This is a genomic window from Sandaracinus amylolyticus (assembly GCF_000737325.1).
Classification (GTDB): Bacteria; Myxococcota_A; Polyangia; order Polyangiales; family Sandaracinaceae; genus Sandaracinus; species Sandaracinus amylolyticus.
In genome coordinates this window covers 7508549-7533823 of the sequence record NZ_CP011125.1, presented here as the reverse complement: position 1 = coordinate 7533823, position 25275 = coordinate 7508549, and the positions used below count along the sequence as shown (strand labels likewise).

The 25275-nt window shown below is 73.4% G+C and carries 15 protein-coding genes; 6 read left to right on the top strand and 9 right to left on the bottom strand.

From position 1 onward, the window contains the following. Positions 1 to 96: 96 nt before the first annotated feature. A complete protein-coding gene (locus DB32_RS31805) occupies positions 97 to 798 on the bottom strand; it encodes a hypothetical protein (RefSeq protein WP_053236411.1) in 702 nt (233 codons plus the stop codon). 49 nt (positions 799 to 847) lie between these two features. Continuing rightward, on the bottom strand, positions 848 to 2533 hold the full coding sequence (locus DB32_RS31800; RefSeq protein ID WP_053236410.1) for an NAD(P)/FAD-dependent oxidoreductase: 1686 nt from the start codon (positions 2531 to 2533) through the stop codon (positions 848 to 850). Positions 2534 to 2656: 123 nt separating this feature from the next. Between DB32_RS31800 and DB32_RS47330 the strand changes: the two genes are divergently transcribed. After that, positions 2657 to 3139, top strand: a complete 483-nt coding sequence (locus tag DB32_RS47330) for a hypothetical protein (RefSeq protein ID WP_053236409.1) — start codon at positions 2657 to 2659, stop codon at positions 3137 to 3139. Between the two features lie 10 nt (positions 3140 to 3149). On the opposite strand, the gene DB32_RS31790 is transcribed toward DB32_RS47330, so the two are convergent. Beyond that, positions 3150 to 4592 (bottom strand): aminotransferase-like domain-containing protein, encoded by a 1443-nt coding sequence (locus tag DB32_RS31790; protein WP_053239024.1) that lies wholly within the window; start codon positions 4590 to 4592, stop codon positions 3150 to 3152. A gap of 142 nt (positions 4593 to 4734) precedes the next feature. Between DB32_RS31790 and DB32_RS31785 the strand changes: the two genes are divergently transcribed. Further along, positions 4735 to 5646 carry an EamA family transporter gene (locus DB32_RS31785; RefSeq protein WP_053236408.1) on the top strand — a complete coding sequence of 304 codons (912 nt, stop codon included), beginning with the start codon at positions 4735 to 4737 and terminating at the stop codon, positions 5644 to 5646. Here the strand turns inward: DB32_RS31785 and DB32_RS31780 are convergent. Next, the gene (locus DB32_RS31780; protein ID WP_157069619.1) at positions 5636 to 7159 is read right to left on the bottom strand and encodes a mechanosensitive ion channel family protein; all 1524 of its coding nucleotides are present in this window, start codon (positions 7157 to 7159) and stop codon (positions 5636 to 5638) included. The genes DB32_RS31785 and DB32_RS31780 overlap by 11 nt on opposite strands. Before the next feature lie 92 nt (positions 7160 to 7251). On the opposite strand from DB32_RS31780, the gene DB32_RS31775 reads away from it, so the two are divergent. Together DB32_RS31775 and DB32_RS31770 are read left to right on the top strand one after the other, a co-directional pair. Further along, complete coding sequence (locus tag DB32_RS31775) at positions 7252 to 7935, top strand: HAD family hydrolase (RefSeq protein ID WP_053236406.1); 684 nt, start codon at positions 7252 to 7254, stop codon at positions 7933 to 7935. A 156-nt stretch (positions 7936 to 8091) separates the two neighbouring features. Next, a complete protein-coding gene (locus DB32_RS31770) occupies positions 8092 to 9729 on the top strand; it encodes a YXWGXW repeat-containing protein (RefSeq protein ID WP_157069618.1) in 1638 nt (545 codons plus the stop codon). Here the strand turns inward: DB32_RS31770 and DB32_RS31765 are convergent. The 4 genes from DB32_RS31765 to DB32_RS31750 form a co-directional block, all read right to left on the bottom strand. Continuing rightward, positions 9717 to 11783 (bottom strand): transglutaminase family protein, encoded by a 2067-nt coding sequence (locus DB32_RS31765; RefSeq protein WP_053236404.1) that lies wholly within the window; start codon positions 11781 to 11783, stop codon positions 9717 to 9719. The two genes, DB32_RS31770 and DB32_RS31765, sit on opposite strands and share 13 nt — an antisense overlap. Then, positions 11780 to 15079 carry a transglutaminase family protein gene (locus DB32_RS31760; protein WP_053236403.1) on the bottom strand — a complete coding sequence of 1100 codons (3300 nt, stop codon included), beginning with the start codon at positions 15077 to 15079 and terminating at the stop codon, positions 11780 to 11782. Before DB32_RS31760 ends, DB32_RS31765 begins: the two co-directional genes overlap by 4 nt. A gap of 133 nt (positions 15080 to 15212) precedes the next feature. Beyond that, positions 15213 to 15776, bottom strand: coding sequence for a hypothetical protein (locus DB32_RS31755; protein ID WP_053236402.1), 564 nt, complete (start codon positions 15774 to 15776; stop codon positions 15213 to 15215). Between the two features lie 275 nt (positions 15777 to 16051). Continuing rightward, the gene (locus DB32_RS31750) at positions 16052 to 17191 is read right to left on the bottom strand and encodes a putative glycoside hydrolase (protein ID WP_053236401.1); all 1140 of its coding nucleotides are present in this window, start codon (positions 17189 to 17191) and stop codon (positions 16052 to 16054) included. 100 nt (positions 17192 to 17291) lie between these two features. Here DB32_RS31750 and DB32_RS31745 point away from each other — a divergent pair, with 100 nt between their 5' ends. Together DB32_RS31745 and DB32_RS31740 are read left to right on the top strand one after the other, a co-directional pair. Then, positions 17292 to 21560 carry a DUF4215 domain-containing protein gene (locus DB32_RS31745; RefSeq protein ID WP_053236400.1) on the top strand — a complete coding sequence of 1423 codons (4269 nt, stop codon included), beginning with the start codon at positions 17292 to 17294 and terminating at the stop codon, positions 21558 to 21560. A 92-nt stretch (positions 21561 to 21652) separates the two neighbouring features. Beyond that, positions 21653 to 23674, top strand: a complete 2022-nt coding sequence (locus tag DB32_RS31740) for a C1 family peptidase (RefSeq protein WP_053236399.1) — start codon at positions 21653 to 21655, stop codon at positions 23672 to 23674. Positions 23675 to 23718: 44 nt separating this feature from the next. On the opposite strand, the gene DB32_RS31735 is transcribed toward DB32_RS31740, so the two are convergent. Then, positions 23719 to 25251 carry a sigma-54-dependent Fis family transcriptional regulator gene (locus tag DB32_RS31735; RefSeq protein WP_053236398.1) on the bottom strand — a complete coding sequence of 511 codons (1533 nt, stop codon included), beginning with the start codon at positions 25249 to 25251 and terminating at the stop codon, positions 23719 to 23721. Positions 25252 to 25275: the final 24 nt, after the last annotated feature.

The following is a 25275-nucleotide window of genomic DNA, read 5'->3' as shown; positions in this document are numbered from 1 at the left end:
CCCAGAGTACGCCCAACATGGGCCCGGATGGGAACGATCACGAGGTGCGCGCGCGGCCGCGATCGGCCGACATGCGCGGTCGTATGGGCCCGAGGCTCAGTCGTGCTCGGCGCGCGGATCGACGCCGCAACGACCGCGTGTCGCGGCGCGGAGCCAGCGTCGATCGGGCCCCGCGAGCGGCGCCATCAAGCGCTCGAGCGCGTGACGTCCCACCGCGACGCGGCACAGCCGTCCTGCCGCGGCGCGTCGCTCGGTCGAGAAGAGATCGAGCAGCGTCGCGGCGTCGAGCTCGGTCACGCCACGCGCGTCGCGCTCGAGCGTCGCGAGCTGCTCGAGGCGTGCGCGATCGTCGGGCAGGCGCGCGAGCTGGGCGCGCAGCGTGACGAGATCGACGGGGCGCGCGATGGTGCGCGGCGTGGTCGGCGGCGGGTCCATCGGCAGCGCGAGATCGACGTAGGGACGAAGCTCGCGGACGAGCGGCGCGACCACGCTGCGATCGGCGCGCAGCACGTCGCCGAGCTCGCGCGCGATGCAGCGCTGGAGCCCGCCGCGCGCGGTGCCGGTCGGGCCTTCGGTGACCGTGACGTCGACGCGGCGCGGCCGCGCGAGCTCGACGCGCACCACGGTCGTGCGCAGCTCCGCGAGCGATGCGCGCGACGCGATCGCGCAGGCGTCGAGCGCAGCGCGCGCATGGTCGACGGCGCGATCGAGCGCGGCATCGGGCGGCGCCTGCGCCGACGCGTGCGAGGCGACGAGGAGGGGGAACAGCAGCGCGACCGTCCGAGCGGCCCACGACATGAACGCGATTGGACACTCGCGCGCCGCCGCGCGCAACGGGGAAGAAGCCTCACGGCGAGACCTCGCTCCACACCGCGCTCGTCCTCGACGCGACCGCGACCGGCGCGCGAAGGCGCTCGTGCACCTCGCGCACGACGGCCGCGCCTTCGCCGACCGCCGACGCGAGGCGCTTCTCCGATCCGTGGCGCACGTCGCCGGCCGCGAACACGCCGGGCAGGCTGGTCTCGAAGCGCATCGGCGCGGGCCCGCCGGCACCCGCGTCGGCGCCGGTCAGCAGGTACCCGTGCGCGTCGCGCTGCACGACGCCCTCGAGCCACTCGGTGTGCGGGAGCGCGCCGATCATCACGAAGAGCATCTCGGCCGGGACCGTCTCGAGCGCGCCGGTGCGCCGATCACGCAGCGTGAGCTGCTCCAGCTTGCTCTTGCCCGCCGCGCCCGCGACCTCGGTCTCGAAGCGCACCTCGATGTTCGGCGCGCGCGCGATCTCGCCGACGAGGTACGCCGACATCGAGCGCGCGAGCGACGCGCCGCGGACGAGGAGCGTCATCTTCCGCGCGTGCTTCGCGAGGTGGAGCACCGCCTGCCCGGCGGAGTTGCCGGCGCCGACGACGAACGCGTCGTGGCCCGCCATCACGCGCGGGTCACCGCCGACGACGAAGTACACGCCCGCGCCGACGAAGCGCTCGACCGCAGGCACGTCGAGCCGGCGGTAGCTCGCGCCCGTCGCGACGAGCACGGCGCGCGCGTGGAGGGTGCGGCCGTCCTCGAGCACCAGCACGCGCTCCGCGCCCTGGGCGCGCAGCTCGACGACCGCCCGCGCGAGCACGTACTTCGCGCCGAAGAGCCACGCCTGCTCCCACGCGCGCCGCGCGAGCTCCGCGCCGCTGATGCCGCGCGGGAACCCGAGGTAGTTGCGGATCAGCGCGCTCGTGCCCGCTTGCCCGCCGACGACCTCGCGCTCGATCACGAACGTGCGGAGGCCTTCCGACGCGGCGTACACCGCGGCCGCGAGGCCCGCCGGGCCCGCGCCGACGATCGCGAGGTCGCACGACGTCTCGCTCGGCGCGGCCTCGGCGATCGCGTCCTGCAGCTCCGCGTTGCTGGGATCGACGAGCGCGCGACCGTCGAAGAACACGAGCACCGGGAGCTGTGCGTGCGCGAGCCCGGTGTCGCGCAGGAGCTGCACGCCCTCGGGGCTCGACGCGTCACGCACGCCATACGGGATGCCGCTGCGTTGGAGCAGCTCCTGGAGCTCGCGCCCGCGCCGCGACGGAATCGCGGTGACGATGCGCAGCAGCTCGAGGCGATCGCCGTGCACGCGCGTCCAGTCCGCGAGCAGCTCGCCGACGAGCGGATACAGGTGCACCTCGGGCGGCGACCACGGCTTGATCACGTAGCTCTCGAGCCGGCCGAACGCGCAGCCCTGCAGGATGGCCGGTGCCGCCGCGCGATCCGCCCACTCGACGAGCAGCGCGCGCTCCGCGTGCGGGTGCAGTCGGTGCGCGTCGTCGAGGAGCTCGACGCCGGTCGTCCCCGGCATCCACTGATCGGCGATCACGAGCGCGACGGGCTCGCCGCGCGCGCGCAGATCCGCGAGCTCGGCGCGCGCATCGTCGGGCGCCGTGAACGCGCGCACGCGGTAGTCCGCGTGGTAGCGCCGCTCGAGCGCGTCGCGGAGCGCCTCGAGCGAAGCCGGCTGGTCGTCGACGACGACGATCACGGGGTTCGTGTGCACGTCGTGCCTCTCGACGCCGACAGATAGTCCGCGCGCGAGCACGACGAAGCGCGCGACGACGCGCAGGGCGGCGACCCCGGACGAGGCGCACCGCTTGCTTCGATCGCGGAGCGGAGCAGCGCGATGCGGAACACCACGATCATCCTCGCGGCCTCGGCGGTGCTCGTGGGGTGCGCGACCACGGGCGTCGGCGACGGTGTGCTCGAGCGCGACGGGAAGCCCGAGGAAGGCGGCGAGGTCGCGTTCGCGTGGCGCGCCGACCCGAACGCGACCGAGGGCAGCATCCACGCGACGCTGCCCGACGGCCGCGCGTTCGACGGGCGCTTCATGCAGGTGCACTCGAGCGTGGTGCGCGAGGACCTCGGGCCGTACTGGTCGTCGTGGGCCGCGCCGTCGTACTCGGAGGGGACGACGTACCACGACGCGAGCTTCGATCGTGTGTACTCGGGCCGCATGGTCGCGCAGCTGCGAGGCCCCGAGGGTCAGCGCATGCGCTGCGTCTTCCAGCTCGCGCGTCCCGAGGAGGGACCGGAGGCGGGAGGCGCGGGGCGCTGTCAGCTCTCGACCGGCGAGCGCATCGAGTACGCCGAGCTCCGCGAGGAGTGAGCGCGCGCGGTCACGACTCGTGCGCGAGGCGGCCCAGCGTCGCGATCGCGCGGTGGATCCGCGGCGAGAACGGGTGCCCGCTGCTGATCCGGATGCAGCTCTGGAAGCGAGCGCGCGCCGAGAAGATCGGCCCCGGCGCGATCGCGATGCCCTGCTCGAGCGCGCGCGCCTGGAGCTCGATGCCGCTGATGCCGTGCGGCATCTCGACCCACAGCACGAACCCGCCCTGCGGCTGCGAGACGCGCGTCCCCTCCGGGAACGCGCGCACGATCGCGTCGCGGTGCTGCGCGCTCTGATCGGCGAGCGCGCGGCGCAGGCGACGGAGGTGGCGCTCGTAGCCGCCGTGCTCCAGCAGCTCGGCGACCGCCATCTCGGTCGGCGTCGGGCACGCGAGCGTCATCGCGCTCTTGCGGCGCAGCACCGGCTCGTCGAAGCGCCCGGGCGCGAGCCAGCCGACGCGATAGCCGGGCGCGAGCGTCTTCGACATCGATCCGACGAGCAGCACCGAGCCGTCGCGATCGAACGCCTTCGCGGGGCGCGGGCGCGATCCGTCGTGCGCGAGATCGCCGTAGACGTCGTCCTCGATGAGCGCGATGCCGCGGCGCGAGACCATGCGGACCAAGCGCTCCTTGTGCTCGTCGGGCATGCGCGCGCCGAGCGGGTTCTGGAAGTTCGGCGAGCACAGCACCGCGCGCACCGGCGCCCGCCGCAGCGCGTCCGCGAGCGCGTCGAGATCGAGGCCGGTGCGCGGATCGGTCGGGATCTCGATCGCGCGCAGCCCGTGGTGATCGAACATCCGCAGGAACGCGAAGTACGCCGGCGACTCGAGCGCGATCACGTCGCCGGGGCGCGTCAGCGCGCCGATCGCGAGGTTGAGCGCGTCGGTGCCGCCGAGCGTCGTGACGAGCTCGTCCTCGCCGAGCGCGACGCCCCACCCCGCGGCGAGGCGCGCGAGCTGCCGTCGCAGCTGGAGCGAGCCGCGCAGCTCGTCGTACGCGCCGCCCGGGCCGCCGCCTTCGCGCGCGACCTGCGCGAGCATCGTGTTGAGCTTGCGCAGCGGCAGGAGCTCGGGCGCGAGGTACGCGCAGCCGAGCGGGACCTCGCCGTGACGCGCCTGCAGCATCGCCTGGATGAGCTGATCCGCGTCGGCGTCGATCGAGACGCGCGCCGGCGCCGCGGTGCGCCGCGGGACCGAGGGCACCTTCGCCTCGGCGCTCGAGCGCGCGCGCACGAAGTGGCCCGACTTGGGGCGCGCCTCGGCGACGCCGCGACCTTCGAGGAGCAGGTACGCCGCGACGACCGTCGCGACGCTCACGCCGCGCTCCTCGCTCAGCCTGCGCACGCTGGGCAGCCGATCGCCCGCGCGCAGCGCGCCGCGCCCGATCAGATCGTCCAGCTCGTCGGCGATGCGCTCGTAGAGGAACGCATCGTCCTCGGCCGCAGCCCGTGCCATGCGCTCGAGTGTGATGGCCGAGCGCGCGAGCGACCAGCACAGATTCGGGAGGCCGACACCGGTACAGCGCGCATCTGTACCGGCCCTGGTCGCGCGTTCCTGCATCTGTACCGGTGCACCCACGAGGCGCATGACGAGCCGCATGAGCAGCTCGACCACGCTCCCGCTCGTCGCCGCACGGCCCTCGCTCGATCCGCGCCTCGTCGGCGCGCTGGCCACGATCTATCTCATCTGGGGCTCGACCTACCTCGCGATGCGCGTCGCCGTCGAGTCGCTGCCGCCGTTCGGACAGGCGGGGCTGCGCTTCGTCGTCGCGGGCACGGTGCTGCTCGCGATCGCGCGGTGGCGCGGCGAGGCATGGCCGCGCGCGCGCACGTGGCTCGTCGCGCTGCCGATCGGGGCGCTGCTCTTCGGCGCGGGCAACGGGCTCGTCGCCGCCGCGGAGCGCACGGTGCCGTCCGGCATCGCCGCGGTCGTGTGCGCGACCACGCCGCTGATCGCCGCCGGCGCGGGCGCGCTGAGCGGCGAGCGTCCGACCCGCGCCGAGCTCGGCGGGATGATGCTCGGGCTCGCGGCGGTGATCGTGCTCGCGCTCGGCTCGCCGCTCGGCGGTGCGGGGCTCGACGGTGTGCTGATCGTGCTCGCGCCGATCGGCTTCGCGCTCGGCTCGCTCTGGTCGCGCGCGGAAGGACGCGCGCGACCGGGCACCGCGCTCGGTGCGACGGCCACGCAGATGATGCTCGGAGGGGCGACGCTGCTCGCGGTGAGCGCGCTCGTCGGCGAGCCCGTGCCTCACGAGATCCCGCTGCGCGCCGCGGTCGCGTGGCTGCATCTCGTGGTGCTCGGATCGCTGGTCGCCTTCACCGCGTACGCGTGGCTGCTGCGTCACGCGCGCCCCGCGGTCGCGATGAGCTACGCGTACGTGAACCCGATCGTCGCCGTGGTGCTGGGCGCGGTGCTCGCGGGCGAGGCGATCTCGTGGGCGACGGCGATCGCGGGCGCGGCGATCGCGGGCGGCGTGATGTGGGCGATCCGCGGCTCGGTTAGAGGCTGAAGAACGCGCGGATGCGATGGAGCAGCGCGTCGCTGCGCTGCTCCACGATGCTCTTGTGCTCCTTCGCGTCCTTCGCGTGCACGTTGCCGAGCGCGAGGTCGCGCTCCGCGAGCACCTCGCTGATGCGCTGCGCGATCGCCGGATGGCCCTCGAGGATCGGCTGCAGGTCCTTCTTGCCGACGACGAGGAGCACGGTCTGCGTCAGCGTGCGCACCGTCGCGCGACGCCGCTCGCCGGTCATCAGCGACATCTCGCCGAAGAAGCGCCCGGGCCCCACGGTCGCGACGCGCGCGGCCTGCGCGCGATCCTTCGTGATCACGATCTCGACCTCGCCGCTCTCGACGACGAAGAGCTCCGAGCCCTCGCTGCCCTCGACGATCACGGTCTCGCCCGGCGCGTACATGCGGCGCGCGGTCGACGCGGCGAGCTGCTGCATCGCGTCCTCGGGCACGTTGCGCAGGAAGTCGACGGCGTAGAGCGAGGTCGCGCGATCGCGCGCGTGCTGCGCCTGCTCCTCCGCGCGCGACTCGCGCGTGGCCTGCTGCACGAGCACCTGCCGGCGCGCGCCCGGGATGCCGAGCCCGGCGCGCTGCAGCGCGTACCAGAGGCGATCGCGCACCGCGCCCTCGATCGGCTGGATGCGCTCGAGCTCGGTCATCCAGAAGCGCACGCGGTAGTCGACGCCGATGTCGGTGAAGCCGACGGTGACCACGTCGGGCGCGGGCTGCTCGAGCACGCCGGGCGAGCCCTTCACCGCGTCCTCGAAGAGGCGGTGCACCTCCGCGGGTGGGACGTCCGGCGCGACGGTGATGGTCACCGCGCGACGCACGTGCGGCAGCGGGCGGCTGTAGTTGCGCAGCGACGCGCGCGCGAGCGCGCCGTTCGGCACCGTGATCTCGACGTTGTCGATCGTGAGCAGCTTCGTCGCGCGCCAGTTGATCTCGACCACGCGTCCGACGCTGGCGTCGTTCGCGTCGAGCTGGATCCAGTCGCCGATCTCGAACGGACGCTGCGCCTGGATCGCGAGGCCCGCGAAGAGGTTGCCGAGCGTCTCCTGCAGCGAGAGACCGATGACCGCGGTGAGCAGCGCCGACGTCGTGAGCAGCGACGTCGGCTCGACGCCCGCGGCGCGCAGCACGACGATGCCGGCGCCCGCGTAGAAGACGCCCTGGAGGATGTCCTGGATGATCTTGGGCAGCGGCGTGTTGCCGCGGCGCCCGACGAGCACGTGCACCAGCAGCAGGAAGCCGCTGCGCGCCATCGAGAGCAGGAGGAGCCCGATCGCGAGCACGCGCATCGGACGCCGCACCATCGGGTCGTCGGGCAGCAGCCACTCGACGCTGACCATCAGCACGTGCATCGCGAGCAGCGCGGTCGGCAGGCGCAGGCGCGCGCGCTCCTCGCGCGTGAGCAGCACGTATGCCGCGAGCAGCATCGCGACCGCGAGCACGATGCCGACGCCGCCGAACGCGGTGACCGCGAGCAGCTCGTGCAACCGTGTCGTCTCGGGCACGGCGCGAGGATGGCAGAGCAGGCGCGCGGGAGAGAAGCACCAAGTCGCGATCCCCCGTGGCGCCGGGGCGGTCGCATGCCAGGCTGGCGCGCATGAGGCCGACGATCGCGCTCTTCGACATCGACGGGACCCTGGTGAGCTGCGGGGGCGCGGGGCGGCGCTCGATGGAGCGCGCGTTCGTCGAGATCGGCGCGCGCACGGAGCACGCGGGGTTCGACTTCGGCGGCATGACCGACCGCGCGATCGCGCGTCAGGGGCTGCGCAACGCGGGGCTCGACGACCACGACGCGGCGATCGACGCGCTGATCGAGCGCTACCTCTCGCACCTCGCAGGCGAGGTGACGCGCTCCGAGGGCTATCGCGTGCTGCCCGGGGTCGTCGAGATGCTCGAGCGGCTGCGCGCGCTGGGCGCGATCGCGATCGGGCTCGGCACCGGCAACGTCGAGGCGGGCGCGCGCGTGAAGCTCACGCGCGGTGCGCTGCACGATCGCTTCGACTTCGGTGGATTCGGCAGCGACGCCGAGGATCGCGCGCAGCTGCTCGCGATCGGCGCGGATCGCGGGGCGGCGAGGCTCGGCCGCGCGCGCAGCGAGTGCCGCGTGGTGGTGATCGGGGACACGCCGCGCGACGTGAGCGCCGCGATCGCGATCGGCGCGGAGTGCCTCGCGGTCGGGACGGGAGCGCATGCAGCGGACGCGCTCGCGCGCGTGGGCGCGCACGTCGCGGTCGACGACCTGCGCGATGTGCGCGCGTGGGAGATGGTGACCGGCGGATGACGGCGCCGTTCGCGCGCGTCTGCGTACGACGTGCGTGAATATCGGCGCACCGTGTCGCGTCGAGCCCATCGGCTCGTGTCGAAGCCCCTCGGCGCCGAGGCGCGCGTCGTGAGACGCTCTCGGTGCTCGCTGGTCGCCTCGACCATGGAGGTCTGCATGGCTCGCCGCTCGCGCTCGCTCGTCTCCGTCTCGCTCGTGCTCGGGCTCGCGCTCGCGCAGCCCGCGCTCGATGCCTCGCGCGCGGAGGCTCAGCGCGTCGAGGTGCGACCGCCGCGCCGCGGAGGTGGTGGCGGTGGAGGCGGCGGTCGAGGCGGCGCAGTGGTGGTCACGCCCGAAGCGCCGCGTCGTGGCGGAGGCGCGGTGGTGGTGACGCCCGAAGCGCCGCGTCGTGGAGGCGCGGTGGTGGTGACGCCGGATGCGCCGCGTCGTGGTGGCGCCGTCGTCGTCGAGCCGCCGCGTCGTGGCGGCGCGGTGGTCGTGTCGCCCGAGCCGCCGCGTGGTGGTGCGGTGGTGGTCGAGCCGCCGCGTCGTGGAGGCGCGGTGGTCGTGGAGCCTCCGCGTCGCGGAGGCGCGGTGGTCGTGGAGCCGCCGCGTCGTGGAGGTGCGGTGGTCGTCGCGCCGCAGCCTCCGCGCGGTGGGGTCGTGGTCGTCGAGCCGCCGCGTCGTGGGGGTGGCGTCGTCGTCGCGCGTCGTCCTCCGCCGGTGCGCGTGGTCGTCCCGCAGCCGCCGCGTCGCACCACGCGATGGCGCCCGCCGACGAGCCCCGGTGAGATGTGGATCGAGGGCCACTGGGCGTGGGGCGGCGCCGACTGGCAGTGGGTCGACGGTCACTGGGAGCTGCCGCCGCAGCCGGGCGCGATCTGGATCGCGCCCACGACCGACGGCGGTGGATGGGTGCCCGGCTACTGGACGATGCCGAGCTATCCGGGGCCGGTCGCGGGCGCGGTGCGTCCCTATCAGATCGGCGCGTACGTCTCGGGCCAGCTGAGCGGCAACGACCCGATGGACGCGGGCGGCGGCTATTACCACGACTACGCGCTCGCGCTCTCCGCGGGCGAGACGGCGACGCTGCTCGCGGTCGCGGGCCCGTCCGATCAGTACGCGGGACAGCGCCTCGCGGTCGGCCTCCAGCTCGTGTGGAACGGTGCGGTGATCGCGAGCGATCAGACGATGCCGGGCTCGATGGACGCGCGCCTCGCGTTCACCGCGGGACAGGCCGGCGTGTACACGGTGCGCGTGCGCAGCCGCGGCGGTCCGTACGCGACCGGCACGTACGTGCTCGAGAGCGCGCCCGGCAACTGGATGCCCGAGGTGAACCCGTACGATCAGCTCTGGGGTGGTGGCGGCGGCGTCGTGGTGCAGCCGCAGCCGCAGCAGCCTCCGGTGCAGCCGGGATGGGGCGGCGTGGGCGGGCCGGGGCAGGCGATCGCGATCTCGATCGGATCGCAGGTGAGCTCGCTGCTCGAGCCCGGTGATCGCGTCGACGAGACCGGCGGTCAGTACGACGAGATCGTCGTGAACGCGGCGCCCGGCGAGACGTTCACGGTCGTCGCGCGCGGCACCACGTCGATGTCGGGCCGCAGCACGATCGACGTGTTCCTGCGCGCGTTCTCGGACGGCATCGAGGTCGCGCAGGACGACGACTCGGCGGGCGGGCGCAACGCGCGCGTGATCGTCACCGCCCCGCGCAGCGGCCAGGTCGTGCTGCGCGTCGGCACGTGGCGCGGATCGATGGAGCGCATGGGCTACTACGAGCTCCTCGTGCTCCCCGGCGCGCAGCCCTACGCGCAGTGAGCGCGTAGATCGATCGTCCAGCGCGCGGCATCGTCCGCGTGCTGGATCTCCGGCGCGTCGATCTCGCGCACCACGAAGCGCTCCTCGCGTCGGCGGCGCGCTTCATCATCGTCCTGCGGCAGACCGTCGTACGCGCCGCCTCCGGGGCGCCAGTCGTGCAACGTCGCCTCGAGCGCGCGCGCAGCGCCTTCGCGTTGCCACGTGATCCGCAGCGGCACTTGCGCCGCCACGCCGGGGTGGAGACCGCGCGCCGGGATGAACGCGCGGTGACGCACCCCGCGCAGCGCGGTGTGATCGTCGAGCGCGCGCAGCGCGATCGCGTGGCCGTTCACCATGATCCGCGATCCCGGCGCGCCGTCGACGCGGATCTCGATGCGTCGCGTGCTCGCGTCGATCCACCGCGCGGCGTGCTGCTCCTGCGATCCGGCGTCGCCGATCAGCGGCCAGATCTCGAGCGCGCGGGTGATGGTCAAGCGCGATTGACCATCCTCGGCGACGCCGATCACGCGCTCCGGCGTGGCGCGCAGCTCGTCCTCGAGCGCGCGCCCGAGCCCGAGGCCTGCGCCGCGCAACGTCGCGAGCACCTCGTCGAGATCGCGCGCGAGGAACGTCGGGAGCAGCCATCGATCGTGCAGCGCGTCACCCCAGTCGGGCAGCTCGAGCGGGATCTCGGTCGTCGCGAGGTACGCCACGATCGCGCGCACCATCGCGCCCAGCGCGGCCGCGCGCTCCGGCGATCGCGCCATGCGGAACGCGCGCAGCTCGACGAGCCCGAGCCGTCCGCGCTGCGGCAGATCCGCGTTCCACAGCTTCTCGACGTTGATCTCCGCGCGATGCGCGTTGCCCGTCACGTCGCGCAGGAAGGGCCCGAGCGTGCCCTGCAGCGTGTCGCGATCGAGCGCGTGCGCGCCGCGCGCGATGCGCTCGATCGCGAACACGAGCTCGCCGAAGCTCGCGCGCACGCCTTCGTCGGCGCGCGGCGACTGGCTCCACGGACCGACGTTGTCGACCGCGAAGAGATACGAGAGCGACGGGTGCGCCGCGCAGAGCGTCACGAGGCGCGGCAGCAGCGCGGGCGCGACGAAGAACGGGCTCTCGTCGGCGCTCGGTCCGCCGATCGTGATCTGCCCGCCGCCGCCCGAGTCGGACGCCTCGCCGTCGTAGAAGAGCCGGCGCGGCGCGAGCCCCACGTCGCGCGCGGCGTCGTGCCACTCGCGCGCGTCGTCCGCGAACGCGCGCGCGGTCGCGTGCGGCGCCGCGTTCACCTCGATCACCGCGGGATCGGGCGTGACCGTCGCGTGCGCGATGCGCGCGTCGACCGGCGGCGGATGGCCCGCGAAGATCAGCGAGGGCAGCGCGACCGGCGCGAGGGCGCGCGCGAGGAGATCGAAGACGCGCTCGAGCTCGTCGACGCGCCCGATGCCGGGCAGCTCCAGGCGCACCGTCGATCCGCCTTCCGCGCGCTCGACCCGCAGGCGGAAGAGCCACGTGCCCTCGCGCGCGAGCGCGTCGTCGAGGCCACGGTCGGGCGTCTTCACGTCGTGCGGCGAGGGCGCGAGCAAGCGCTCGTCGCTCGGCTCGAGCGGGCCGCCGTCGGCGCGCGCGACGATGCGCAGATCGTGGTCCGTCTCGAAGCACCCGACCGACGCGCCCTGCGCCGCGAGCGCCTCCGCGATCGCATCCCGCGCGCGCTCGCACGCGTCGCGTGCGTCGTGCTCCGTCATCACCGCCGCGCCGAGCAGCGGATCGAGCGGACCGCGCCACACGACGTCGCGATCGCGACGACCCCACAGGCCGTACGACCAGCGCGGCACCTCCTCCGCGCCGTACTGCCGTCCGACCGATCGCAGCACCACGCACCACGGCCTGCGCGCCGCGATGCGCGCGACGAGCGCGCGCGCCCGCGCCTCCTTCGTGGGCCCGAGCGCCGCGCCGTTCCACTCCGCGTCGAACGAGCTCGCGTCCGTGAACGTCGGCTCGCTGCCGATCCAGATCGCGTGTCCGAAGCGTGCTCCGATCGCGCGATCGAGGGTGTCCAGCGCGTCGTCGATCATCCGCCGTTCACCCGCCGGTCGACGGGATAGCGCCGCAGATCGAGCGTGAACGGCTGATCGGGGTGCGCCTTCGTCTCGATCGGCACGACCGGGTAGGGGGCGTGACCGAGCGTGGTGAAGCGCGCCGCGCGCCGGGCCGCGGCCTCGGCCAGCGTGAGCGGAGGCTCGTCGTAGGCACGGCCCTCGGGATGCCACACGTGGTAGGTGCACGCCCCGAGCGAGCGACGCGCCCAGAGGTCGACGACGTCGAAGCGCAGCGGGTGGTGCACGCCGATCGTCGGCTGCAGGCAGAAGGGCGGCTGCCACGCGCGGAAGCGAACGCCCGCGACGCGCTCCGCGGCGCGACCGGTCGCGCGCAGCGGGAGCATGAGCCCGTTGACCATCACCGCGTGCCGGCCCTCGACGAGCCCGTCGACGCGCACCTCGACGCGCTCGAGCGACGAGTCGACGTGACGCGCCGTGCCGCCCGCGACCGACTCGTCCCCGAGCACCGGCCACGGCTCGATCGCGGCGCGCAGCTCGAGCGAGACGTCGCCCGTCTGCAGCGTTCCGAGCGTCGGACAGCGCAGCTCGAGGAAGGGCCGGAACCACGCCCCGTCCATCGTCACGCCGCTGCGCTCGAGGTCCGCGAGCACGTCCTCGAGATCGCGCCACAGGTAGTGCGGCAGCATGAAGCGGTCGTGGAGCTCGCTGCCCCAGCGCACGAGCGGCTTCTCCCATGGCGACGCGGCGAGCATCGACATCACGCCGCGCACCAGCAGCATCTGCGCGACCGCCATGCGCTCGTGGGGCGGCATCTCGAACGCGCGCAGCTCGACGAGGCCGAGGCGCCCGCTCGGGCTCACCGGATCCCAGAGCTTGTCGATCGAGAGCTCGGTGCGGTGGGTGTTGCCCGAGACGTCGATCAAGATGTTGCGCAGCAGACGATCGACGAGCCACGGCGGCGGCAGCGTGTCGCTCGAGCCGTGACGCGGGATGCGCGCGAGCGCGAGCTCGAGCTCGTAGAGCGACTCGTGGCGCGCCTCGTCGATGCGGGGCGCCTGCGAGGTCGGACCGACGAAGAGCCCGGTGAACAGGTACGAGAGCGACGGGTGCGCCTGCAGATAGCGCAGCAGCGACGCGAGCAGATCGGGGCGCCGCAAGAACGGCGAGTCGTTCGGCGTCGGACCGCCGAGCGTCAGGTGGTGCCCGCCGCCCGTGCCGCTCTCGCGCCCGTCGAGCTGCAGCTTCATCGTCGTGAGGCCCGCGTGTCGCGCCGCGTCGGCGATGGTCTCCATCGTCGAGACGTACTCGCCGAAGCGATCGGTGAACGGCACGTTCACCTCGAGCACGCCGGGATCCGGCGTGACCGCGCAGGTACGGAGGCGCGGATCGTGCGGCGGCGCGTAGCCCTCGACGCGCACCGGCAGACCGGTCTCGACGCTCGCGTCCTCGATGATCGCGACGAGCTCGAGGAAGTCGTCGGCGCTCGGGAGCGGCGGCACGAACACGTGCATCACGCCGTCGCGCACCTCGGTGACGAGCGCGGTGCGCAGGATTCCGTCGGTCGCGAGGGTATGCACCGGGCGAATGTCGCCCGGGCGCTGCATGCGCGGGACGAATGACGCGCCGAGCGTCGTCGGGTCCTTCTCGAACGACGGAGGCGGCGATCCCGGCAGCCGATCGAGCGGAAGCCGCAGGCCCATCGGGCTGTCGCCGGGCACGAGGAACATCGCGCCGCGCCGGAACGACCACTTCGACGTGACCCAGCGCTCGCCCTCGCGGCCGATCGGCACCGCGTAACCGACCACGTGATCGAGGCCGCGACCGAGCACGCGCGCGAGCGTGCGGCGCGCCTCGGGATCGCGGAGCGACGCGGTGAGCGGATCGACGTCGTCGGGCAGGTTCTCCTCCTGCACCGCGTGGATCCACGGATCTTCGTAGCCCGCGACGGGCGTGGTCGCGATGCCGAGCCGACGCGCGATCGCGCGCGCGAGCGTGTCCGCCTGGGCGTCGCCGATCTCGACGTTCGGCTTCTCCTTGCCCGGGAACGCGAGACGCCGGAGGTCGCGCCAGATCGGCTGTCCGTCGCGGCGCCAGATGAGATCGATCGCCCAGCGCGGAAGGCTCTCACCCGGGTAGTGCTTGCCCATGCGCTGCATCACGAGCACGCCGCTGCGCGCGCCCGGTGTCGCGTCCGAGGAGACAGCGCCGCCGAAGCGCGTCGCGAGCTCGCGCGCGAGCGCGACGCCGTGCGTCCACTTCGTCTCGCCGAGCGCGGTGGTGTTCCACTCGGGCTCCTTCACGTGCTCGCGCGAGACGAACGTCGGCTCGCCGCCCATCGTGAGCGTGATGCCGCGCCGCGCGAGCGCGTCGTCGACGCGATGCCCGCACGCGACCAGCGCCGTCCACTGGTCCTCGGTGTACGGGCGCTTCGGGCTCGGCTCGTGCCCGATGCGCGCGATCTCCATCGAGAACGAGATCGCGCCCGGCTCGCTCGCAGTGCCCTCGACCGGCGCGGCGAGGAACGGATCCGCGGTGCACGCGAGCGGCACGTGGCCTTCGCCGCAGAGCAGACCGCTCGTGCCGTCGAGCCCGACCCAGCCCGCGCCGGGTACGAACACCTCGGCCCACGCGTGCAGATCGACGACGTCGTGCGAGACGCCGCGCTGCTCCTCGGGGATGTCGCCCTCGTCCGCGAGCTGCACGAGGTACCCGCTCACGAAGCGCGCCGCGAGACCCCGCGCGCGCAGCGCGTCGACGAGCAGCACCGCGCTGTCGCGACAGCTGCCGCGACCGACCGTGAGCGTCTCCTCGCTCGTCTGGATCCCGGCCTCGTCGCGGATGACGTAGCGGACCTCGCTCGACACGCGACGATTGAGCTCGACGAGCCACTCGGTCACGTAGCCGCGCGGCGCGAGCGACTCGACGAACGCGCGGGTGCGCGGTCCGAGCTCGCGCTGCGCGCGGTAGGGCGCGAGCTCCGCGGCGAGGCCCGGCGCGTAGACGAACGGGATCTCCTTCGCGTCGTCGTCGACGAAGAAGTCGAACGGATTGACGGGACGGATCTCGAGCGCGCACTCGACGACGATCGAGAGGTGATCGGCGCCGCGCCCCGACGGGAACGTCACGCGCGCGACGCGGTTGCCCGAGGGGTCCTGCTGCCACCGCAGCTCGTGCGCGGGCTCGATGCCGAGCTGGTACGTCAGCAGATCGGCGCGCGCGTGCGCGGCGGGATGCAGGCGGACGAGGTGGGGCCCGAGCAGCGCGGGACGCGGATACGTGTATCGGGTCTCGTGGCGGAGGCGGACGCGCATTGCGCGTCGATGATCGCCTCGCGGGGCCGGTTCGAAAAGAGAAACTCTCGATCGGGAGCGCGTTCTTGCGCCGTGGAAACGGGAGGGAAACGGGAGGAGTCTGCCGGATTCCGGAAGACCCCTCCCGCCGGCGTCAGCAGCCCGGGTGGTTCTCGCGGAGCTCCTGCCAGAGCTCGTACGCGTCGGGCGTCGGCAGGTGCGACACGTCGATCCAGTCGACGAGCGCGAAGTCGAAGCCGTCGACGCGCGGCTGCTCGATCACGTTGCGATCGAGCGTGCCGAGGCCCGTCGTGGGCTCGCCGGGGACGTACACCGGGCCGTCCTCGCCGGTCTCGTCCACCTCGCCGGCCGTCGGCGTGATGTGCTCGACGCGCTCGACCACGCGGAAGAGCGCGACGATGTCCTCGCGCGTGCGCGCCGCGTCGAGGCTGCCCGGGTAGCGCCGGAACGCGACCGCGACGCCGCCGTAGATCTCGACGTCGACGGGGATCACGGTGCTCTCGTCGGCGCCGAGCTGCTCGAGCGTCTGCGGGCGCCACGACACCGACGGATCGAGGAACAGGTCACTGCGCCCCTCGATCGTCGTCTCGTCGACGTACGCGAGATCGGCGCCGGTGCGTCCGACGTCTCCGCTGCCGGCGCATCCGAGGAGCGCGAGCCCGGCGAGGGCTGTCCCGAACCATGTCGTCTTCTTCATTCCGTTCCTCCGTGTGCGTGTGGGAACGACGCGACGTCCGACCGGCGACGGCGTCACGGGCCGCACGCCCCGCGCTCACCGACACAGCACGCCGATCGACGAGACCGTTGGAGCAGCAACGGTCGTGCCCCGCGAATTGGCTGGGAACGAGGGCAATTCCGCGCGCGCCGAGCGCGCACGCCGTCACGGCGCTGACGGTGATCGTCGCGCGCGGCGCACTGCTCGAGTCGGCGTCGCGACGGAGCCGTGCGGCGCGCGCGAGCGCGCAAGAGGCCTCAGCCGCCGAAGCCGACGCGGGCGCGGGTGCGATCTTCGGGGATCGGGAACGGCGAGAGCGAGTGCGCGATGCCCTGCATCGCGCGCTGCACGGTCCCGTAGTTCGAGCCCGGGTGCCAGAACAGGAACCCGTCCGAGCCACCACGTCGCGCGCCTTGGATCTGGTTCGCGATGAAGCGCGGGCCCCAGTCCTCGGCCTCCTGCTCGAATGCCTGCAGGAACGGCCGGATCACCGGGCGCGGCCCGAGGCGCTGCCGCATGCGCTGCACGCCGATCTGCACGAGGCGGCGCGCGCGATCCTGCGTGCCGCGCTCCCAGTCGCGCATCGCGTTCAGGTAGAGCATCGGCGAGTACACGTCGACGACGTCGGTCCAGAGCGAGAGGTCCTGTCCGAGCCCCGAGGAGTCGCCCTCCCAGTACGCCTGGATGCCGAACACGTCGACGCCGACCGGGATGCGAACGGCGTCGTCGAGGCGACCGAGGAACGCGTGCAGCATGTCGCGGCGGCGCACGTCCTGTTGCTCGTGCGGGTAGTGCGCGTAGGGCACCCCGTCGTCGACCGGGAACCGGATGTAGTCGAGCTGGATCTCGTCGAAGCCGAGCGCCTCGGCCTCGCGCGCCACCGAGATCACGAGGTCGTGGTTGCGCGTGTCCCACGGGTCGAGCCACGCGCCGCCGGTGCCCCACGAGGTCCACACGCGCGTGCGGCCGCGACGGTGCGCGCGCACGTCCTGGATCGCGCGATCGGGCATGCGATGCGCGAGCACGGGATCGTTGAAGCAGACGATGCGCGCGATCGCGACGATGCCGTTCTCGTGCAGCGTCTGCACGAGCGCGCGCACGTCGCCGTGGAGGCGCGTCTCCTGCTCCTGGAGCTCGGGGATCGCGGAGTCGTAGTTGACGCGGCCGGTCGCGTCCTTGAGGTCGAGGACCGCAGCATCCATCGCCGACGAGCGGATGATGCGCACGACGCCGCGCGCGCCGTTCACGCGCACGTAGGGCGCGGTGATGTAGAGGCCGCGGGCCTGCTGGATGCGCTCCGAGAGCTCGTCGTGGCGTGGCGCCTGCTGGGCACCGGCGGGGACGACGAGGGCGACGATGCAGAGGAGCGCGGCGGGGAGGGCTGCGAGTCGGCGCACGTAGCAATCGTGCCGTATGCGCCAGCGAGTTGCGAAGAAAAGGAACGAGGCCGGAGCGCTCTTTTCGAGCGGGTGGGAAACGGGAGATAACCGTTTCCGTATGTGCGATTCGCTCGCTGGTCGTGCCCGACTCCTGCTCTCGTCTCTCGCCGTCGTCGTCTCGCTGCTCGCGCTGTCCTCGGTCGCCGAGGCGCAGACGATCGTCAACGGCGGCAACGTCATCAACCAGACGTGGACCGTCGCGAACAGCCCGTACGAGGTGCGCGGCGACGTGACCGTGCCCGCGGGCGCGTTCCTCGTCATCCAGAGCGGCGTCACGGTGCGCTTCGCGACGAGCGACCTGACGGCGTCGGGCAGCGACGCGAGCGAGATCGAGATGCGCGTCGCGGGGCGGCTCACGGTGAGCGGCACTGCGGGCTCGCCCGTGCTCTTCGAGTCGGTCGGCAGCGCGGGGCAGTGGGACGGCGTCGTGCTCGACGTCGGCTCGGGCGCGACGACGATCGATCACGCGGTGATCACCGAGGCCGAGGTCGCGCTGCGCGTCGACGCGACGCCGACGCGCTTGAACGGGCTGGAGCTGCGCGGGAACGCGATCGACGGCCTCGCGGTGCGCGGTGATGCGAGCGCGACGTTGACCAATTCGATCGCGAGCTCGAACCCGGTGGGCGTGCGGGTCGCGACGACGGGCACGGTGACGATCGATCACGTGACGCTCTACGCGAACAGCGACGCGGTGTACGTGTCGAGCGGCGCGGCGGCGATCACGGGGTCGATCCTGTCGAACTCGAGCGACGACGCGATCGACGTGGACGGCGGCAGCGCGTCGATCGGGCACTCGAACGTGTGGGGGAACTCGACGTCGTACGAGGGCTCGGTGAGCGCGGCGGCGAGCGTGATCGCGGCGAACCCGCTGTACGTGACGCCGGGGACGAACCTGAGGCTGACGTCGAACTCGCCGAGCCGGCGCTCGGCATCCGACGGGAGCGATCAGGGCGCGCTGCCGTACGTGTCCGACGCGACGCCCGGGACGTACGGGACGTTGTGGACGAACACGACGATCGCCGCGGGCACGACGATGGTCGCGGGCGATCTCACGGTCGCGCCGGGCGTGACGCTCACGCTCGCGCCGGGCGCACGCTTGGTCTTCGCGACGAGCGACGTGATGGGCGCGTATGCGGACGCGAGCGAGGCGGAGCTGCGCGTGCTCGGGACGCTGTCGGTGGCGGGCACCAGCGACTCGCCGGTGACGCTGGAGTGCGCGGGGAGCGCGGGGCAGTGGGAGGGCGTGGCGCTGCTGCCGGGCTCGAGCGCGTCGAGCCTCCGCGGGATGGTGATCACGGAGGCCGAGGTCGCTCTCCGCGTGGAGCGCACGCCCGCGCTGCTCGACGCGCTCACGCTGAGCGGCAACGCGATCGACGGCCTCGCGGTGCGCGGCGATGCGAGCGCGACGTTGACCAATTCGATCGCGAGCTCGAACCCGGTGGGCGTGCGGGTCGCGACGACGGGCACGGTGACGATCGATCACGTGACGCTCTACGCGAACAGCGACGCGGTGTACGTGTCGAGCGGCGCGGCGGCGATCACGGGGTCGATCCTGTCGAACTCGAGCGACGACGCGATCGACGTGGACGGCGGCAGCGCGTCGATCGCGCACTCGAACGTGTGGGGGAACTCGACGTCGTACGAGGGCTCGGTGAGCGCGGCTGCGAGCGTGATCGCGGCGAACCCGCTGTACGTGACGCCGGGGACGAACCTGCGGCTGACGTCGAACTCGCCGAGCCGGCGCTCGGCGTCGGACGGGAGCGATCAGGGCGCGCTGCCGTACGTGTCCGACGCGACGCCCGGGACGTACGGGACGTTGTGGACGAACACGACGATCGCCGCGGGCACGACGATGGTCGCGGGCGATCTCACCGTCGCGCCGGGCGTGACGCTCACGCTCGCGCCGGGTGCACGTCTGGTGTTCGCCACGAGCGACGTGATGGGCGCGTACGCCGACGTGAGCGAGGCGGAGCTCCGCGTGCTCGGGACGCTCTCGGTCGCGGGCACCAGCGACTCGCCGGTGACGCTCGAGTGCGCGGGCAGCGCGGGGCAGTGGGAAGGCGTGGCGCTGCTGCCGGGCTCGAGCGCGTCGAGCCTCCGCGGGATGGTGATCACCGAGGCCGAGGTCGCGCTGCGCGTGGAGCGCACGCCCGCGTTGCTCGACGCGCTCACGCTGAGCGGCAACGCGATCGACGGTCTCTCGGTGCGCGGTGATGCGAGCGCGACGATCACGAGCTCGGTGATCGCGTCGAACCCGGTCGGCGTGCGCGTCGCGACGACGGGCACGACGACGGTCGTCGGTTGCACGCTCTACGCGAACAGCGATCACGTCTACGTCTCCAGCGGCACCGCGACGATCCGGAACGCGATCCTCACGAACGGAAGCGACGACGCGATCGACGTCGACGGAGGCAGCGCGTCGATCTCGTACTCGAACGTGTGGGGCAACTCGACGGCGTACGAGGGCTCGGTGAGCGCGGGCGCGGGGATGCTCGCGACCAACCCGTTCTACGTCGCGCCGGGCAGCGACATGCGGCTCACGGCGGGCAGCCAGTGCATCGACGCCGGCACGTCCACCGGCGCGCCGCCGACCGATCGCGACGGCACCACGCGCCCGCTCGACGGCGACGGCATCAACGGGCCCGCGCACGACATGGGCGCGTACGAGTACGCGCTGCTCACGGTGTGCGGCGACTCGGTCGTGGGCGCCGGCGAGGCGTGCGACGACGGCGCGCTCAACGGGATGTACGGGCGCTGCAACGCGTCGTGCACCGGGCCCGGCCCGCGCTGCGGCGACATGGCCGTGAACGGCCCCGAGCAGTGCGACGACGGCAACGCGAGCGACACCGACGCGTGCCTCGGCTCGTGCGTCTCGGCGCGCTGCGGCGACGGCGTGGTGCGCGCCGGCATGGAGGCGTGCGACGACGGCAACGCGGTGACGACCGACGCGTGCGTGGCGTGCGCCATCGCAGAGTGCGGCGACGGCTTCGTGCACGCCGGCGTCGAGCAGTGCGACGACTCGAACACGACGAGCACCGACGCGTGCGTCGAGTGCCGAACCGCGTTCTGCGGCGACGGCGTGGTGCGCGCCGGCATGGAGGCGTGCGACGACGGCAACTCGAGCAACGTGGACGCATGCACCAACGCGTGCGCCGCGGCGCGCTGCGGTGACGGGTTCGTCGGGCCCGGCGAGACGTGCGACGACGGGAACACGGTGAACGACGACGCGTGCTCGAACGCGTGCCGACCGGCCGGCTGCGGTGACGGCATCGTGCAGAGCGGCGAGACGTGCGACGACGGGAACACGGTGAACGACGACGCGTGCTCGAACGCGTGCCAGCCGCCGCGGTGCGGCGACGGGATCATCCACAGCGGCGAGCAGTGCGACGACGGGAACACCGTGAACGACGACGCGTGCTCGAACGCGTGCCGTCCGCCGCGCTGCGGTGACGCGATCCTTCACGTCGGCGAGGAGTGCGACGACGGCAACGACGTGCCCGGCGACGCGTGCACGACGGCGTGCCGGAACGCGCGCTGCGGCGACGGCTTCACGCGCACCGGCGTCGAGGCCTGCGACGACGGCAACACGTCCAACGAGGACGGCTGCGTCGCGGAGTGCGTCGTCGCGGAGTGCGGCGACGGCTACGTGCGCGACGGCGTCGAGGCGTGCGACGACGGGAACACCACCGACGGCGACGGCTGCAGCGCCGTGTGCGCGCTCGCGAGCTGCGGCGACGGGACCGTGCAGGCCGGCGAGGAGTGCGACGACGGCAACGCGTCGAACCTCGACGCGTGCCTCGAGACCTGCTTCGCCGCGACGTGTGGCGACGGCTACGTTCGTGCTGGCGTCGAGGCGTGCGACGACGGCAACGAGCTCGACACCGACGCGTGCCTCGCGAGCTGTCGCCGTGCGAGCTGCGGCGACGGGTTCGTGCACGCCGGCGAAGAAGCGTGCGACGACGCGAACGCCGAGAACACCGACGCGTGCCTGCTCACGTGCGAAGACGCGTCGTGCGGCGACGGGTACGTGCGCGACGGCGTCGAGGAGTGCGACGACGGCAACGACGCGAGCGGCGACGGCTGCAGCGCGGGCTGCGTCGACGAGGGCTCGGGCGGCCCCGACGGCGGCGTCGACCCCGACGCGGGCACGAGCGACGTCGACTCGGGCACGAACACGATCGATGCGGGCATCGATGCCGGCACGGCGACGGGGAGCAGCGAGGGCGGGTGCGGATGCCGCGCGGCGGGCGCGTCGGGCCGCGGCGCCGGTGCGTGGGCGCTCATGCTCGCGCTCGGGCTCGCGCTCGTGATGCGTCGTCGTCGCTGACGATCGAACGATGCGAGGTCGCCCCTGGACGCCCGCGCGCATGCCGGGCGGAAGGGGGCATCGCGTGGCGGCCGACCGTACACTGGCGCCGCATGCGGATAGCCAACCACTCGACGCGGGTTTCCACGCTCGCGCTCATCCTCGTCGCGGCGCTCGTCGGTTGTGAGAACGAGCGCCCAGCGGACGAGAGCGACGCCGGAACCCGTGAGGACGCGGGCGCTGCGCCGGTCACGGCACGCGGTGAGTGCCGCCTCTTCCCGCTCGCGAACGGGCGACAGGTCTGCCTCCTCACCGAGCCGCAGGGCCCGACCGTCGAGGCGGCGATGCGCGAGAGCAGCGAAGGCGTGGCGGTCGAGCCGCTGCTCGATCCCGACTTCGTCGGCCCGCTCCCGTCGAGCCACGATCTGCGCGGCGAGTCGCTCGGCGGCTGCTTGCAGGTGCGCGATCAGCGCGAGTGCGGCTGGTGCGTCGCGCACGCCGCGGGCGCGGTGCTCGACGCGCTCTACTGCGCCGAGGGCTGCCCGCCGCCGCGCGTGTCGATGGGCCACCTCTGGTCCACCGGCCACGGCGGGACGATCGGCGACTGCGGCTTCGGGTGGGACGTCGAGGAGGGCATGCGCGCGGTGACCGGCGCGACCCCGCTCGTGCCCGAGTCGACGTGGCCGTACACCGGCGGCGCGCGCTCGATGAACGACACGCGCCCGAGCGACGCGACGCTGATGGCCGACGGTCGTTATCGCGCGACGGGGTACACGATGATCCCGAACGACGCGGACAAGCTCGAGCGCATGAAGCGCGTGCTCGCGTCGGGCCGTGCGATCGCGGTCTGGAGCGGCCTCTGCTGGAGCGGCGGCTGGGGCGACGGCCAGGCGACGATCCAGGCGCCGATGCTCCCGTGCGCGGCCGACGGAGTGAGCGACTACGACGGCTACCACGCGTACACGATCGTCGGCTACGACGACGCCACGATGGAGTTCATCGCGCTGAACTCCTGGGGTCAGGACTGGGGCCAGAACGGGTACATGCGTCTGTCGTACGACTTCGTGCAGAACGAAGTGAGCGGCGGCGGCTACCTGCAGGACATCGATCGCTCGCACGGCGCGTGCGAGATGCCCGACGGCGGGATGCCTCCGGGATCCACCGCCGAGCGCTGCACCGGGATCACCGCGTGCGCGGCGTGCGCGGAGACGACGGGATGCCTGTGGTGCGACGGTCGCTGCGTCGCGAGCGACGACACCGGCACCGCGCCCGCGACGGGCTCGTGCACGATGCCCGATCAGTCGGCGACCCGCGGCGCGGAGTGCGCGCTGCCGATGGACGCGTGCACCTCGAACACCGACTGCGCGAGCTGCGCCGACGCGCCCGGATGCGCGTGGTGCGAGCAGCGCGGCGCGTGCATCGCGTGGCCGGGCGGCGCCGGGACGTGTGGCGATCGACGCCTCGCGACGTCGCGCGACCAGTGCAACGACGTGACGCGCGCGTGCGAGATGGCGAGCGACTGCGGCGCGTGCACGATGCTCGAGGGCTGCGGCTGGTGCGGCGGCGCGTCGGGCTCGATCCACAGCGCGCCCGGCACGACGAGCTGCTTCGGTGGCGACGCGACGGGCGCGGATCGCGCGTCGTGTGGGGCGGGCTGGGTCGGGCCCGCGGGGATGTGCCCGATGCCTCCGATGCCCGACGCGGGCATGGCCGACGACGGCGGCGCGAGCGACGGCGGGACGAGCAGCGACGCGGGCACCGGCGGCGACGGCGGCACCACCGGGCCGGTCTGCGGCATGGTCGGCGGGCCCTGCTACGTCGACGCGCAGTGCTGCGACGGCATGCAGTGCGTCGCGAACGCGTGCCGTGACGCGTCGCGGTGCGGCGTCGAGGGCGTCACGTGCGCGAACGGATCGCAGTGCTGCGGTGGTCTGTCGTGCCTGCCCGCGACGTTCGGCGGTGGACGTGCGTGCTGCGTCGGGTTCGAGGGCGGCAGCTGCGAGACCGAAGCGGACTGCTGCGGCGAGATGACGTGCGACGGCGGTCGCTGCCGGAAGCGTCGCGCGGGACAGAGCTGCGCGAGCAACTGGGACTGCGCGGGCACCCTGCGCTGCAACGGCGGCTCGTGTAGCTGACGCATCGGGGAGACCGGCGTGCCGCGAGGCGCGCCGGTCTCGCGTCACTCGAGCCCGAACTTCTTGATGCGCTCGTTGAGCGTGGTGCGGCTGATCTGGAGCTCACGCGCGAGGCGCGTCCGATTGCCGCCGGTGCGCTCGAGCCCGCGCACCAGGATCGCGCGCTCGAGCCCGTCGACCGCGGCCTGCAGGCTGCCTTGTCCGGACGCGGCCGCGGCGGCTGCCTCGCCGCCCGACTGGCCCGCATAGCCGCCGGCATCGCGGAGCGCGGGAGAGAGATGCTCCGGGCCGATCTCGGGCTCGCCCGCCGCGGTGACCGCCCAGCGATCGATCTCCGCGCGCAGCTCGCGCACGTTGCCCGGCCACTGGTAGCGCTCGAGGCAACGCCACGCCGACGCGCTCACGCGCGTGGGCATGATCTCGCTGTCGGCATCCCGCAGGAAGTGCTCGACGAGCAGCGGCAGATCGCCGGTCCGATCGCGCAGCGGCGGCAGCGCGATCGGGATCACGTGGAGGCGGTAGTAGAGGTCCTGTCGGAACTCGCCGCGCTGCACCATCGCCGCGAGATCGCGGTGCGTCGCGGTGATCACCCGCACGTCCGACGTGCGCGGCCGGGTGTCGCCGACCGGCAGGTACGAGCCGTCGGAGAGCACGCGCAGCAGCTTCACCTGCATCGCGGGCGACATCTCCGCGACCTCGTCGAGGAAGAGCGTCCCGCCGTGCGCCGCGCCGAAGAGCCCCTCGCCGCTGCGCACCGCGCCCGAGAACGCGCCGCGCACGTGGCCGAACAGCGTGCTCTCGAGCACGTCGTCGGGCACCGCGCCGCACGACTGCGCGACGAAGGGCTTGCCCGTGCGCGGTCCGTGATCGTGCAGCGCGCGCGCGACGAGCTCCTTGCCGGTCCCGCTCTCGCCGGTGATCAGCACCGCGGCGTCGCTGCTCGCGACACGACGCAGCAGCTCGAACACCTCGCGCATCCGCGGCGACGTGCCGACGATGCCCCACGCGCCGGGCGACGTGCCGGCGCGCGCGCGCAGCCGTCGCCGCTCGTCGTCGACGTGCTCCGCGATCTCCTCGGCGGCGGTGCGGAGGATCGAGCGCACGACCTGCTCGCGATCGCCGCGCACGACCGGGAGCTTCCGGACCGGCTGCGAGGGATCGACGAGCGAGGGATCGAGCTCGCGCAGCGCGGTCGCGAGCGTCGCGGGATCGGCGGGCGCGCAGCCCTGCAGCGCCGTCGCGACGAAGCCCGACGCGACGACGTGCGCGACCACTCCGTCGCCGACCTCGACCGGCACCGCGATCGACGCGAGGCCGAGGTGACACGGCCGGGCCCGCTCGCCCGCCGCGCCGTCCGCGGCGAGCGCGCGGTAGAACGCGTCGCAGCGCTGGAAGCCCTCGCGCGTGAAGAGCGCGGTGCGACACACCTCGGAGGAGCCGCTCATCACGCCGCCGCGCGCGTGCGCGAGCGGGCCCTCGGGCCCGACGATGGTCAGCTGCAGCGAGAACGCCTTCTCGAGGATCGAGCGCGCGACCTGCACACCGCGCAAGCGCTCCAGGCGATCGAGATCCGACACGGAGCGCGAGTATACGTGTGCCGC